The organism is Acidobacteriota bacterium, assembly GCA_016196035.1.
Taxonomy (GTDB): domain Bacteria; phylum Acidobacteriota; class Blastocatellia; order RBC074; family RBC074; genus JACPYM01.
In genome coordinates, this window is the sequence record JACPYM010000068.1 from 1 (window position 1) to 13,394 (window position 13,394).

The window sequence follows — 13,394 nt, forward strand, 5'->3', positions numbered from 1 at the left end:
GCAACGCCGAAGCGCCGCTTGCTCACGCGCGCGGTACTGTCCCGCTGCGCGGCTTTTTGCCATACACCGAAGTGCAAACCGATCTAAGTGAATTGCCAAGAGAATCAAGGCAAGAGAATGAGAGCCTTGACCAGTAGGGTGATCCCTTGGCCGCCATTCCTTTGCTCGCTGCTTTTCCTCAAAATAGTTTTGGCAACTCACTTAGATTGGGTTGCAATTGCTTGTACGGTGTCCCTAGGCCGCGCCTGAGCAAGCGCAGCCTCGGAACTACACTTGTTCAAGCCATTAGGCGCTTTGCCCAGACTGCGCTTGCTCAGGCGCGGCCTAGGAAGACACGGCGCTTTCATTTTGTTACCCAGCGCATAGCGAACAATACACACGCGGAAACCAGCGCCGGAATGGCGGCGGCCAAAAACAAGGCGCGCGAACTCCAGTGCCACGCCATCAATTGTCCGCCGACCAGCGGGCCGGCGATGGCACCCAGGCGGCCTACACCAAGACCCGCGCCGATGCCGGTCGCGCGCAACTCGGTCGGATAAAAAGTCGCCGCCAACGCATTGATGCCGACCTGCCCACCCATCACGCCGACGCCCGCAATGAAAACCACGACAAACAGCAGGGCGAGCGAAAGGCCGGACCAGCCGATAAACGCAATGTTCAGCGCGGCCAGCGCGAAACACGGCGTCAGCACGGCGACGAAACCGAAGCGTTTCACCAGCCAACCCAGCAAAATCGCGCCGAGCGTGCCGCCGATTTGCAGCGTCGTCCCCACATAAACTCCGGTCGTGTCGGCATACCCCGCATCGCGCACCACGGTCGGCAACCAGCTTGAGAGGAAATAAAGATTCAGCAGATTCATGAAATTCGCCGTCCACAACAACGCCGTGCCGCGCGCGCGACCCGCGCGAAACAACTGCCACAACGGCGCGCCACCTTGGGCTTGTTCCGGCACGAAAAACTCTGCCGCCTCGGCATAACGTTGCGCGGGATTGAGGCGGCGCAACGCCTGTGCAAGCTTCGCCTGTACTCGGGCCTGGGCTTGGGCCTGGGCCTGGGCTTGGCCTTTCACGGCGAGAAATTGCAGCGACTCCGGCAGCCAGGCGAGCATCGCCAGCGCAATCACCAGCGGGATCGCGCCGCCGACATAAAACACCGCCCGCCAGCCGTAATGCGGAATCAGCCACGCCGCGATGAAGCCGCCCAGCGCCGCGCCCGCCGTGAAGCCGTTGCCGACGAGCATCATCACAAAGACGCGCGAGGATTTGGGGCTGAACTCGCCGCACAAGGCCACGGCATTGGGCATAATGCCGCCGAGTCCGAGTCCGGCGCTGAACCGCAGCCAGCGCAGTTGCTCGACCGTTTCAGCCTGCGCCGTCGCCATCGTCAACACGGCAAAGAACAACGTCGCGCCGATCATCACGGGGCGGCGACCGAGCTTGTCGGCCAGCATCGAAAAACCCAGCGAACCTAACAACACGCCCAACAGCGTCGCGCTGAACACCGGCGCCATCTGCGCGTTTTGCAGCTTCCAAGCCTGGATAAGCGCGGGCGCGATGTACCCCATCGCCTGCACATCGAAGCCGTCTACGATCAGGCAGACGCCGCAGAGAATGAAGATGCCGAGTTGATAGACACCCAATTCAGCCTCGTCAAGCGCCTGTGTGATGTTGATGCGCGCGTCTGTTTGCATGAAAACGTAAAGCGAAAGCGACAGCCGGACTTGGAACATTGCTTGCACGGTAAGCCGTGGCGCAGGGGCGTTTAGAGTTCCGCCTTTAGGCGGTCGGCGGCGCGTAGCGCCGTGTTTATGCGCCTGCGGCGCGCCACCGCCTAAAGGCGGAACTCTAAACGCCCCTGCGCCACGCGGTACTTTTCAATCATTGCTTCAAACTCGGTGGTTCCGGCTCTGTTGTTCCGGCTTAGAGCGCCTGCTCGCGCCAAAGCCCCAGCGCCTTTTGCACCGGACGATCCGAGAAGCTGAACAATACGGCTTCACTCGTTGCACTATGCGCGACGGGCTGCCAGTTCGGTACAACGAAAACATCGTGTTCCTGCCACGCAAAGGTTTGCGCGCCAACGCGACTGCTGCCGGAGCCTTCCGCCACGCAATAAATCGTGGCGTCGCTCGAACGATACGCCGCGCCTGAAAAGCCTGCCGGCAGCAGTTGCAGAAACGCGCCGATGGTCGGCAGCGGCGCGCCGCCTGTCGCCGGGTTGACGTATTGCAACTTGATGCCGTGCGTCGCATCCAACGGGCCGTTTTGATAAAGCTGCTGCAAGGCCGCGCGGCTGCGCGCATACGGATAGGCAAAGACCGGCGACGACAGACGCGGCGCGCGGTATTCGAGCGGCAACATATTCGCCGCGTAACACGCCTGCGCATCGCCTTCGGGACGCGCCAACGGTTGTTGCTCCGCCGGATAGTGTTCGGCAAAACTCCCGCTTAAGGAATTCACCAACGGAATATCCAATCCGTCCAGCCAAATGGCTGGCCCGGCGCCGTCCTCGCTAGCTGGTAGATTGCCGTGATCGTGCCACGCCCACGACGGCGTCAAAATAAAATCGCCCGCCTGCATCGCCGCCCGTTCGCCCTCCACCGCCGTAAAGCCGCCATTCGATTCCAACACAAATCGCAAGGCCGAAGCTTGATGCCGATGGCTGCGCGCGATTTCACCGGGCAGCACCAATTGCAAACCGGCGTACAAACTTTCGGTAATCCGCACGGAGCCGCGCAAGCCGGGATTTTCTAAAACGAGGACGCGGCGTTCGGCCTGCTCCGCGCTGATGCGCTGGCCCGCCTCCAGCAACAGCGGGCGCAATTCGCTATAAGACCAATGCGCGGGCTGCGTCAGCGTGACGGGTTCGGGTGTAACCAGTTGCGCCAGCGCTTCCCACAGTGGCGCAGCGTTTTTCTGAGCGAGCCGCGCATAGAATTCGCGCATCGCTGCCGAGGCATCCGGCGCGGCATAAAATGGTTTGGTCATCAATCCCTTCCCTCGCCTCAAGCCGCGCGCACAGCAACGTTCATGGTGCCGATGCGTTCAATCGTAGCGACCAGTTGATCGCCGGGCGCGATGGGCCCGATGCCTTCGGGCGTGCCGGTGTAAAGCAGATCGCCGGGGTAGAGCGTGTAAAACGACGACGCCAGCGCAATCAATTCCGGCACATTCAGAATCAGGTGTTTCGTGTTCGAGGCTTGCCGCATTGCGCCGTTCACGGCAAGCGTCAGGTCTAAATTCCCCGGCTCGGCAATCTCATCGGCAGTCACCAGCCACGGCCCCAGCACGGCATAGGAGTCCACCGATTTGCGGAAGCTGCGGTCTTCCGAACCGCGCAGCGTGATGTCGAGGCCAATCGCATAACCCGCGACGTAATCCAACGCTTCATGCGCGGCAACGTGGTTGGCCTGCTTGCCGATGATGGCGACCAATTCGACTTCGTGATCGTTGCGGCGGTCGAGGTGGCGCAACTGAATGCCTGCGCCCGCGCCGACGAGCGCGCTGGTGGCCTTGAGAAACAAACCCGCGCTATGAATGGTGATCGTGTGCGCCACGTTGCCATGATGCACGCCCGCGTCATCTTTCACCTCATTCAGATGCTTTTGATAATTCACGGGCGCGGCGACGATCTTGCCGGGATTGGCGACCGGGCTGAGCAGCGGCAATCCGGCCAGCGGCAATACCGGCGCAGCCGCAGCCAATGCGCGCGCGCGCGCCACGACAGCTTCCCAATGAAGCAGCAGCGGGTCGCCTTGCGGCCAGGGATATTGATAGCTGGGCAACACCTCAAGCGCCGCGCTCACATCACGTACCTGCGCGCCTTCGACCAAGCCGAGGCGATTTGCTCCGAAGCGACAGATTTTCATAGGGAAATGTGGTGTGCGGTTTTTAGCTCCGTAGGAGCGGCCTGTTTATAGAACCGTGCGCGGTCAGTCTCCCTAGCTCCGTAGGAGCGGCATCTGACACATGCCGCTCCTACGGAGCTAGGGGAAAACGGACTGCCTCAGCTATAAACCGGCCGCTCCTACGGAGCTAGTTGACAACTCCCGCTTAGAACAACAGCTTCAGCGCGAACTGAATCTGGCGCGGCGCATACACGCCCGCCGTCGTCGTGATCTTGCCGAAGGCTGCGTTGCCGAACGCCGTATTCGGTTGCCCGAAGACCGGATGATTCGGCAGGTTGAACACCTCCGTGCGGAATTGCAGGTTCCAGCCTTCATACAGCTTGAAGGTCTTGAACAGCGACGCATTGATGATGCTCTGGCGCGGGCCGACACCGACGTTGCGCGGCGCATTGCCCAGCGTGAAAGCCGCCGGCAAAGCGAAGGCCGCCACATCGAGGAACTGTCCGCCCGTGCCGACGGTCGGGTTCGACACGCGAATGTTGCTGCTGACCAGATTGGGACGTTCACCGCCGCCGCCGATGATGCCGCTGACCGCCGTTTGATCGGTGACGGTGAACGGCAAGCCGGTTTGCCAGGTCAGGCTGCCATTGGTTTGCCAACCGCCCAACACCGCGCCTGTCGCGCCTTTGAGCGATTTGCCGAAAGGCAGTTCATAGTTCGCGCCGAACGAGAAACGATGCCGCACATTGAAATCGCTGACGGCCCAGTCATATTTCCTCACGTTCTCAATCGCGCCCGCCAGCGGCCCGATCAAGTTGCCGTAACCGCCCGTGCTGGTGCCGAGGCCGGTGACGTTGTCGTGGCTGTTGCCGAAGTTATAGCCCGAAGTCAGGCTGAGCCCTTTGCCGAAACGGCGATTGAAGCTCAGTTGCAACGCGTGGTAAGTGGAAGTGCCGCTCGCCGTGAAATAGCCAATCGTCGTCACGCGCGGCGCGGTCGCCGCAAACGGACGCGGATTCGCCGTCGCCGAACCGCTCGGCAACGCACGATTGATGTCAGGCAGATTCATCGCCAGATCGTAACCGCGCGTGCCGACATAACCGACGCTCATCACGTTGTTGCCGAATTGTTTTTCGAGCACCACGTTGTATTGCAGGTTGTAACTGGTCTGGAATTTCAAATCTATGGCGGCCAGCGTCGAGGGCGGAACCGCCGCCAGATTCAACACGCCGTTGACGGTCGGGAAACCGCTCGCCGCCAACGGACGCGGTACGCCTTGCGACAACGTACCGATGCCCGCCGGGCAATTGTTATTGGCGTAATTGCCGGTCGTCGAAGTTCCACAGGTCAGCGCGCTGGTCAGCGGAATGTTCTTGAGCGCCGCCGCCGAAGTCGTATCGTTCTGGAAGAAGCTCAGTCCCAGGCCGCCGCGCAACACCATGCCGTGGCCCAACGTGGCGGCGAAACCGAAACGCGGCGCGAGACTGCCGTAATCAGTCGCAATGCCCGCCGTGTTGCCCACGCCGTTCTGACCCGCGACCAAAATCGTCGAAGTCGCCGGATCGAAATTCGACAGCCGGTTATATTGCTCGGTCTTTGCGGTGTAAATGTCATAACGCGCGCCCACATTGAGCGTCAGCCATTTGTTCAGACGCCAATCGTCCTGCACGTAAGCGCCGACTTCCCAGGCGCGATAGCCCGGCTTGTAAAGACTGGCTTGGCGAATGATGGTGACGGGTGCGCCCGCGATGAAATTCGCCAGCCCGAAATTGAGCGGCGCGGGCGCATTGCCCGCCGTTGCGTTGAAAGTGAATTCGCCGCGCGGACGCGCGCTTTGCACCAGCGAGAATTGACGGCGAATCAGACTCGCGCCGAATTTGAGGTTGTGCGCGCCTTTTGTCCACGTCAACGCGCCGTTGTATTGGTAGGTGTTGTCGAATTGCAGCAGCGGCACAAAGATCGCGTCGCCCAATTCCTGAAAGCCCTGAATGAGCACGCGCGGCAAGCCGAACGTTTGATTGTCGCCAATGTTCACGCAACTCACGGCGTTGCACGGGAAGCCCAAATCATTCGCCGTGTTCTTGCCGTCATTGATCGTCTTGGATTGAATCGCCAGCCGCAAATAACCGACCTTGCCTTCAAACAACAGGTTCGGGCGAATCGTGCGCACCAGGTTGAGTTGGATGTTTTGCGCGCGCGTTTCATTCGGTCCGGCAAAGGCGAACAGCCCGCCCGGATTGATGCCGCCCGCGTCGGGGAACCCCGTCGGTTGCACGGTCGTGATGTCGTTGAACGAATAGCGGCCAAAGAAATTGGTTTTGTCGTTGAAACGATGGTCTACGCGGCCATCAAAGGTCGTAGCGTCTTGCGGACGCACCGGCGACGAGGCGTAATTCGCCACGTTCAGTCCACCGCTGGTCGGCAGCGGATAAAGCGCCGCCAGTTTCAACGCCAGCGGATCGCGCAACGCCGCATAAGGCGCTACGTCAAGCCGATTGAACGGCACGGCGCCGAGCGGTGCCGTTCCTAACGCATTGACCAGATTGATTTGCTGCGCCGCGTTCGCGCAAATGCCTTGCGCATTGAAACCCGCCGTGCAGTTTTCTGAAAAATCGCCGATGCGTTGTTTGGCCGTCGGCACGGTGGCGACAATCGCAATGCCTTGCCGAATGCTCAACTTTTCATAATCGCCAAAGAAAAATGTGCGGTCTTTGATGATCGGGCCGCCAATGCTGCCGCCGTATTGATTCTGGCGAAACTTCTGTTTCGGCAATTGCGCAGCGGCATTGCCCGTGAAGTTGTAATTGCCGTTCGCATCGAATTTGTCGTTGCGCACGAATTCAAACAGCGAGCCGTGAAAACTATTGGTGCCCGACTTGGTCAGGATGTTCACGACGCCGCCCGACGTGCGCGAGATTTCGGCGCTATACAAGTTGGTCTGGACTTTGAATTCCTGAATCGCGTCAATCGAAGGCCGCACGCCAATCGTGCCGATGATGCGTTCGTTGTTGTCCATCCCGTCAATCATGTTGTTGTTCAGAATCGGGTCTTGCCCGTTGACGGAAAACGACGAATTCAACCGGCGCTCATCAGGCCGCGTACCCGTCGCCAAGCCATTCGGCGGCCCCGCGCTCACGCCCGGCGCGAGCAGCGCCAGCGCGATGTAATTGCGTCCGTTGAGCGGCAAGTCCTGCACCAGCTTGCCGGTGATGGCCGTGCCGACGGTCGAAGTATCGGTCTGCAACACCGAAGCGTCCGCCGTGACACTCACAGTTTCAGAGGTCGCGCCGACTTCCATTTTGGCGTCCACGCGCGTGCGGTCACCGGCCACCAGCGTAACGTTGGCGACCGCAAAGCTCTTGAAGCCCGCCGCCTCGACCTTGACCGAGTAAACGCCGATGGGCAGCAAGTTGAATGTATACGCGCCCGATTCATCGGTCGTGACGTTGCGCGCGCTATTCGTCCCCAGATTGGTGACGGTGACTTTGGCATTGGGCAGCACCGCGCCTGAGTTGTCGGTGACGGTGCCGACGATGTCAGCGGTCGTGACTTGCGCCGTGGCCTGGATAACGCTGAACACGCAACTGAGCAGCAAGGCGCAGACCGCCGTCCTCAGCCTGCCGGTTTGTCGTTTATCAAAGGAGTTTTTCATAGTACCTCTTCCGGTTGGAAACGCCTGCGGGGGGAAAGCAGGTGTGCAGTTGGGAACCATCACAACGACCGGCTGCCACAAGGGCCGCGCTCGTTGCAGATCAATGCGCCTGACCTTGCAGGCACGCTTTCTTCCCAAAACAAAGCGTTGCGGTGTTATTGATTCGTCAATTCGCGCTGCAAGCGTTTCATCTCGCCGTGCACGGCGTGCAGCGTCATCAGCGCGTGCAAAGGGTGCGCGCCCGCCGCGACCAGGCGTCCGGCGTTGTCGCTGATCTTGGCGGTCGCGCCGACTTCGGCCAGCGCGCGGGCCGCGTCGAAGCAAGCTGCGGGCAGTTGATATTCTTGCGTGACGCTGTCGAGGTCTGTCAGCAAACGGCGGCGCAACGCGCCATCATGGCGCATATCGAACAGCAGTTTGTTCAAGCTGTAAGCGGCGGCGGGCGGGTGCGCGTAAAACGCAAACCCGCCTTGCTTGAATTCCAGTCCGCCATATTTCGGCAAATGGCCCGCAACTGCCGCCTTGGCGCGCGTGGGCAAAAACCGCATCATCGCGTGGCCGTGATGCCATGTCGGCGTGTATTGCACCAACTCGCCCGGCATGTTGCCGATGGCGCCCAGCATCACCGCCCACGGCAACAACTCTGTGTTGCCTGCGGCATCAAGCTGTTCGGTCGTCAGGTCGAGTACGGCAGCGGCATTGCCTTTTTCCAGTTCTTGAATCACCCAGCGATCAAATTCAAATTCCGGCTGCGGATACTTCCAGGTGCCGGGGTAATGCGACATCCCGCCGCTGGCAATGATGGCTACGCGTTCCGAACGTGAGGCAATGATTTTGGCAAGTTCGCGCCCCAACGCCGCGCACCGTACCAGCGTTGGCAGCGGCGGCATATACACATTCGTATGCATCGGCACGACCGGGATGGCGCGTCCGCCAATGACAAACTCAAACGGCACGGCGAACGTGTGACCCAGCACCGCGTCTTCCGAATAGGCCAGATCGAAACCGGCCTCGACCAGTTTGTAGAGCAGGTCTTCCGCCATCTCACGGTGAATCGGCAAGTCGAATTTGCGCCCGGCGAATTCGGCGATGGCACGATTGCCCGCCACAATCGCAAAGGTCGGCACACAGTTGAGGGAAAAGGTTTCGAGGTGATCGCTGCCCAGGAAGACGATCACGTCCGGCTTGGTTTCATCCAGCAATGTGCCCAGTTCGCGCATGCCCGCGATGCTGGCGTCGAGTTGCGCCGGGTCTTCGTCCGGCGGATAGGTAAACAACTGCGGCGCGTGACAGGTCGCCATTGCGGCAACGATCTCACCCATTTTGAATTTCTCCTTCAATGTATTCGACGCCCAGCTCTTTCAGCTTCGCGCGCAAGCCGTAAAAATCCACCCCGAGCTCGCCGGCTTTGAGGCGCGCGCGGGATTGCGCTTCTTTTTCCAAACGCTTTTGCCCAAGTTGCGCGACAGCGGCGGCCTGTTCGCGTTTGATCACAACCACGCCGTCAACATCGCCGACAACGACATCGCCCGGATGGATGATGGCGCCCGCGCACACGACTTCGACGTTTACCGAACCCGCTGTCGCCTTGACCGTGCCTTGCGCCGAAATCGCTTTTGACCAAACCGGGAAATTTAGCGCGGTCAGGTCAGCCACATCGCGCACGCCCGCCTCGATCACCAAGCCGCGAATGCCGCGCGCCTGACACGAAGTCGCCAGCAGTTCACCGAACATGCCGTCGGTGGATGCCGAGGTCGTGGTCACCACCAGCACATCGCCGGACCGACAAACTTCAAGCGCCGCGTGAATCATCAGGTTGTCGCCGGGCTGGCATGAAACTGTGATAGCAGAACCTGCAACACGCGCCGCGGTGTAGATGGGGCGCATGTACGGATTGAGCAAGCCTGTGCGGCCTTGCGCTTCGTGAATGGTGGCGACGCCTTGCGCGCCCAGCGTCGCGATGATTTCGGCGGCGGCGCGCTGAATGTTTTTGACGATGACGTGCTTCATGCGAGCGGCTCCAGCGTGACTTGCGGATAAACGCGCTGAAAGGCTTCGGCATAGACAATCGCGGGATTGCCCGAATTGCGCCCGCCCTGTGTGCCGCGCCGCTTCGCCACGTCGGTGTAGTAATTCCAGAGATGCACCTGCGCATCCATGCAATGCATCGCTTTGACCTTCGTTTCAAACACGGGCGTGATGTCCAGAATCACATCGGGCTTGAACTCGCACATCTCAGTCTGATGCGGCTCGAAATAAAACACCGGCGGCGCGCCCAGGTGTTTGTGTTCGCTCGGATAGCCCATGGCCTGGGCATAAACGCGCGCATTCAGCGTGAGTTTGGAAGTCTCGACGTGGTCGCCGTTGTACGGGTCAACCGGCGTGTGCGTCAGCACGCAGGTCGGCTGAAAGCCGCGAAATTCCTGCACCAGTTCTTCGGTCAATTGCGGCGTCACGCCCAGCGGATAATCGCCCGCATTGAAACAGCGAATCTCCGCGCCCAACGTTTCAGCGGCGCGCACCGCTTCGGTGTGACGAATCTCTTTGACGCGCTCGAGCGTCATGCCTTCTTTCTTCCACAGCCCTTGCGACTCGCCGCGCTCGCCGTAAGACAAACACAACACGCGCACCCGCGCCCCGCGTGAGGCATACAGCGCCAGCGCGCCGCCCGCGCGCCAGACAAAATCAGCCGCGTGCGCGCTGACCACCAGCAAACGTTCTTGCTCCCAACTCATCGCTTACCCCATCTCAAATCTGAAATATCAAATTCTTCAATGAATCTTCTTTAGTGAATCAGGCCAGCGGGCAGCGCCGCCGCCATCAAATGAATTTCCGCTACAGTGAAACCCGCATCCAGCAACTTTTGCGCAAACATCGCAAAGCCCTCGGCCACGGGCGGATTGGTCTTCTGCCCCAAATCGGTCGCCAGCATCGAACGCTCGACGCCCGTCGCGCGAATGTTGGCGAAGACCGCCTCCCACGGCGCTTTGTTGGTGTGATATGTGGTGAAGCAGTGCTCGATGATCGCGCCCAAATCGGCGAGGTCGGACTGTTCCGCGCCGCTCAAATTTTGCGAAGGGAATTCGGCGTGCGTGACGATGATGCGCTTGACGCCAAGGGCGCGCGCTTCTTTCACTAGCGGAAAGATTTCATGCCGCCCCAGATGCCCCGTCGCCAAAATCATATCGTGCTTGGCGATCAGTTCCAGACATTGGCGGGTGTCCTCATTGATTTTGCCAGCCGCGTCCAACACAGTTATGGGCGGGCGCGTAATGCCCGCCGCCGCGATCTCGCGTTGAATCTTCGCCCAGAACGGCAGCTTGACGTTGGGGCCGTCGAGCCGTCCCGCCGTTTCGTTCGCCGCGTCCACCGTGGGAAACCAGACGATCTTGTTGCCCGAGCGTCCGGCGATTTCAACGGCCACGGGATTCAGCCCGCCAATGCTGTGGTTGAGCGCGATGGCCCCGTAGGCCTCGATGCCCGGCACGCATTTGGTCACGACCTGCGCGCGTTCGGCGGTCGGGATGTAATGCGATTTCAACACGAAGCCGTTCAGGCCGCGCGCGCGAAATTCTTTGGCCAGGTCTACGTCGTCAATGCGTCGTTCAATCACATCGGGCGCGACATGGATTTGCAAGTCATACGCGCCTTGCAAAGCTTCCCAGGCCGCCTCGGTCACCGGCGTGACTGCGTCATTCGCATGTTCGCTCATCTGGTTTCCTTATTTTTATGGTGAAATGAAGGTGAAGGCTGAGCTCCATGAACAGCTTCACCCAAACAATCGCAAGCAATGAATGGACGCATTATGCTGCCGCCCGGTCAGTGCGTCAAGGGAATCTGATATAACAGATTCCCTTGACGCACGCTCCTTCAATTTCTTGACACGCCTTGACCCGCTCGGCATACTCCGGCACGGCAAACATAGTTCATCCCAAAGGAGGGGGGACGCCATGCAGCAAACAACAACCACTGCCAGTCTATCTGCCGAAGCGTATTTGATTTTGCGCGAAAGGATTTTGCGCGGCGAGTTGCCGATCGGTCAGGTCGTCTCGCGCCGCCAGGTCGCGGCGGAACTGGGGATGAGCATGGTGCCTGTGTCAGAAGCTCTCCAGCGGCTAGAACTTGAAGGCTTGCTCGAAAGCCGCCCGCGCGCCGGTACGCGCGTGAAGATTCCGACCGAGGATGAAGTGCGCGGGCATTACGTCGTGCGCGAGGCCTTGGAAGTACAGGCCGCCAAACTTTTCGCCACGGTCGCCACGCCCTTGGAACGCGCCGAGTTGCAACGGCTGGCCGCCCGCGTGGACGCCCTTTCGACCAAAGCGGGGAACGACCGTTTTCTCTATCTGACATGTCACGAAAAGTTGCATCGTCGCATCGCCGAGGGCGCGCATTGCCAACCGCTCTGCGCGGCGATTGAGAAAAACCAGGTACTGGCTTCGACCTGGCTCTGCGTGCCGCGCCCCAAAACGGCGGCAGAACCGCCGCGCCGCCATCAAGACCTCATCGCAACCTTGAACAATGAAAGTCCGAAAGCCGCGGCGGAAGCGATGCGCAAGCATATTCAGAATGCGTTGAAAAATACCTTGAGCCGCCTGGAAGACTATTTTCAAGTGCGCGAAGCCAAGGGGACAGCCTTTGCCAGAAGCCCGAAGAAGCCCGCCTAACCCACCAGCAATCGCAACCTCTGGCGCGCCCCGCACCAGGGCTGCGTAATTACTTTCAAGCGTTGTTAGTAGGATGTTTAGTAGAGTTGTTGCGACCTTTGGAAATAACAACTCAGGCAAATTGGCGACAGGGAGACTGAAATCCGGCGCGCGACCGCCATTCTCTATTCTGCCTTCTCCATTCTCTTGCAGAGGCCGTCTTGATTGAGGCATACCGCTGCTCGGGAATGGAGAAGGCAGAATGGGGAATGGCGGTTAAGCAGTTGGTGGTGAGCGCCAAAACGCAAATTTCTCAATATTTCCCACCGCCACAAATCTATTGAGTGCAACATAAGCCGTCTTAGCAGATTCGTTAAGGGATCGCTTGCTTCCCCGTCAGGAAGTCCAGGTCTGGATTCTCGCCGATAAAGGTTGACTGAAATTTCAGGAACGGGAACTCGCCGCCCCAGGCGGGTTTTGTGAAGGCGCCGCGCGCGTCGTAAACAGCTTTTTTCCATTCGTTGCGCGAATCGAACCAGAGTTCGGCCACGCGGTTCCATTTGCCCGTGCTGCGGACGGAGCGGTAGGTGACGAAGCGTTTGACGCCGGCGCGCGCGGCCAACTCTTTCGCCAGGACTGCGTGAAACCATTGCTCGCCCACCGTTTCGCTGACGCCGTCCGGGTAGGCATAGAAGAAAATCCAGCGGAAATACGGATTGTCTTTGGCGGGCGTCGGCTGCTCCACAAAAACCTCGTTGGGCTTCAGCGGGATCGTCACTGTCTCGTTGCGAAAGCCGCCGCGCAATTCGCCCTTGGGCAGGGTGATCTTCTTCCGCTCTTCTTCGATGTTCACCCAGCCTTTGTTGAAATCGGCGAGGCTGGCGAAGCCGATTTCGGTCAGACGCCCTTGCCACATATTCATGGCTTTGGCTTCTTCAGGCGGCAAGGCGTAGGTGCGAAACGTCGCGTACCTGGTCTGGCGGCTCTGTGTGCGCTGGAGCGTTTCCGGCGCGTGATAAGTGATGTACCAGCGATCCAGCAGCAGCAGGTCGGCGCCGTTCAAGAGGTCAATCATGATGTAGTGCCTGATCGGGCCGGTCTTTTCGGGATCAAGCGCGGGTTGTTGCGGCGCGGGCGTTGGTTGGGTTTGCGGAGGTGTTAGCGCGGCCACTCGCCCAGGCTGGTGGCTGGTGAGCAGCAGGCAAAACAGCGCAACATAGACAAGACAATGAAGAGCCTTTCGCATAGTTGATTT

10 protein-coding genes are annotated in these 13,394 nt (G+C 59.9%); 1 reads left to right on the plus strand and 9 read right to left on the minus strand.

Going from position 1 to position 13,394, the window contains the following annotated elements; genetic code table 11:
- Nucleotides 1–343: 343 nt before the first annotated feature.
- The 8 genes from HY011_21075 to HY011_21110 form a co-directional block, all read right to left on the minus strand.
- Nucleotides 344–1,690 (minus strand): MFS transporter, encoded by a 1,347-nt coding sequence (locus HY011_21075; GenBank protein ID MBI3425423.1) that lies wholly within the window; start codon nucleotides 1,688–1,690, stop codon nucleotides 344–346.
- Between the two features lie 229 nt (nucleotides 1,691–1,919).
- Nucleotides 1,920–2,984, minus strand: coding sequence for a gentisate 1,2-dioxygenase (gene gtdA / locus HY011_21080; GenBank protein ID MBI3425424.1), 1,065 nt, complete (start codon nucleotides 2,982–2,984; stop codon nucleotides 1,920–1,922).
- Between the two features lie 17 nt (nucleotides 2,985–3,001).
- Entirely contained in the window at nucleotides 3,002–3,865 is an 864-nt protein-coding gene (locus HY011_21085; GenBank protein ID MBI3425425.1) for a fumarylacetoacetate hydrolase family protein, read from the minus strand.
- Nucleotides 3,866–4,049: 184 nt separating this feature from the next.
- Nucleotides 4,050–7,496, minus strand: a complete 3,447-nt coding sequence (locus HY011_21090; GenBank protein MBI3425426.1) for a carboxypeptidase regulatory-like domain-containing protein — start codon at nucleotides 7,494–7,496, stop codon at nucleotides 4,050–4,052.
- A 155-nt stretch (nucleotides 7,497–7,651) separates the two neighbouring features.
- The gene (locus tag HY011_21095) at nucleotides 7,652–8,818 is read right to left on the minus strand and encodes a hypothetical protein (GenBank protein ID MBI3425427.1); all 1,167 of its coding nucleotides are present in this window, start codon (nucleotides 8,816–8,818) and stop codon (nucleotides 7,652–7,654) included.
- Nucleotides 8,811–9,506, minus strand: coding sequence for a 4-carboxy-4-hydroxy-2-oxoadipate aldolase/oxaloacetate decarboxylase (locus HY011_21100; GenBank protein ID MBI3425428.1), 696 nt, complete (start codon nucleotides 9,504–9,506; stop codon nucleotides 8,811–8,813). The genes HY011_21095 and HY011_21100 overlap by 8 nt, the downstream gene beginning before the upstream one ends.
- Nucleotides 9,503–10,231, minus strand: coding sequence for a PIG-L family deacetylase (locus HY011_21105; protein MBI3425429.1), 729 nt, complete (start codon nucleotides 10,229–10,231; stop codon nucleotides 9,503–9,505). Before HY011_21105 ends, HY011_21100 begins: the two co-directional genes overlap by 4 nt.
- A 50-nt stretch (nucleotides 10,232–10,281) precedes the next feature.
- Nucleotides 10,282–11,208 (minus strand): cytosolic protein, encoded by a 927-nt coding sequence (locus HY011_21110; protein ID MBI3425430.1) that lies wholly within the window; start codon nucleotides 11,206–11,208, stop codon nucleotides 10,282–10,284.
- Between the two features lie 238 nt (nucleotides 11,209–11,446).
- On the opposite strand from HY011_21110, the gene HY011_21115 reads away from it, so the two are divergent.
- The gene (locus tag HY011_21115) at nucleotides 11,447–12,160 is read left to right on the plus strand and encodes a GntR family transcriptional regulator (GenBank protein MBI3425431.1); all 714 of its coding nucleotides are present in this window, start codon (nucleotides 11,447–11,449) and stop codon (nucleotides 12,158–12,160) included.
- Nucleotides 12,161–12,512: 352 nt separating this feature from the next.
- Here HY011_21115 and HY011_21120 read toward each other — a convergent pair whose 3' ends face one another.
- Nucleotides 12,513–13,385, minus strand: a complete 873-nt coding sequence (locus tag HY011_21120; GenBank protein ID MBI3425432.1) for a hypothetical protein — start codon at nucleotides 13,383–13,385, stop codon at nucleotides 12,513–12,515.
- Between the last annotated feature and the right edge of the window lie 9 nt (nucleotides 13,386–13,394).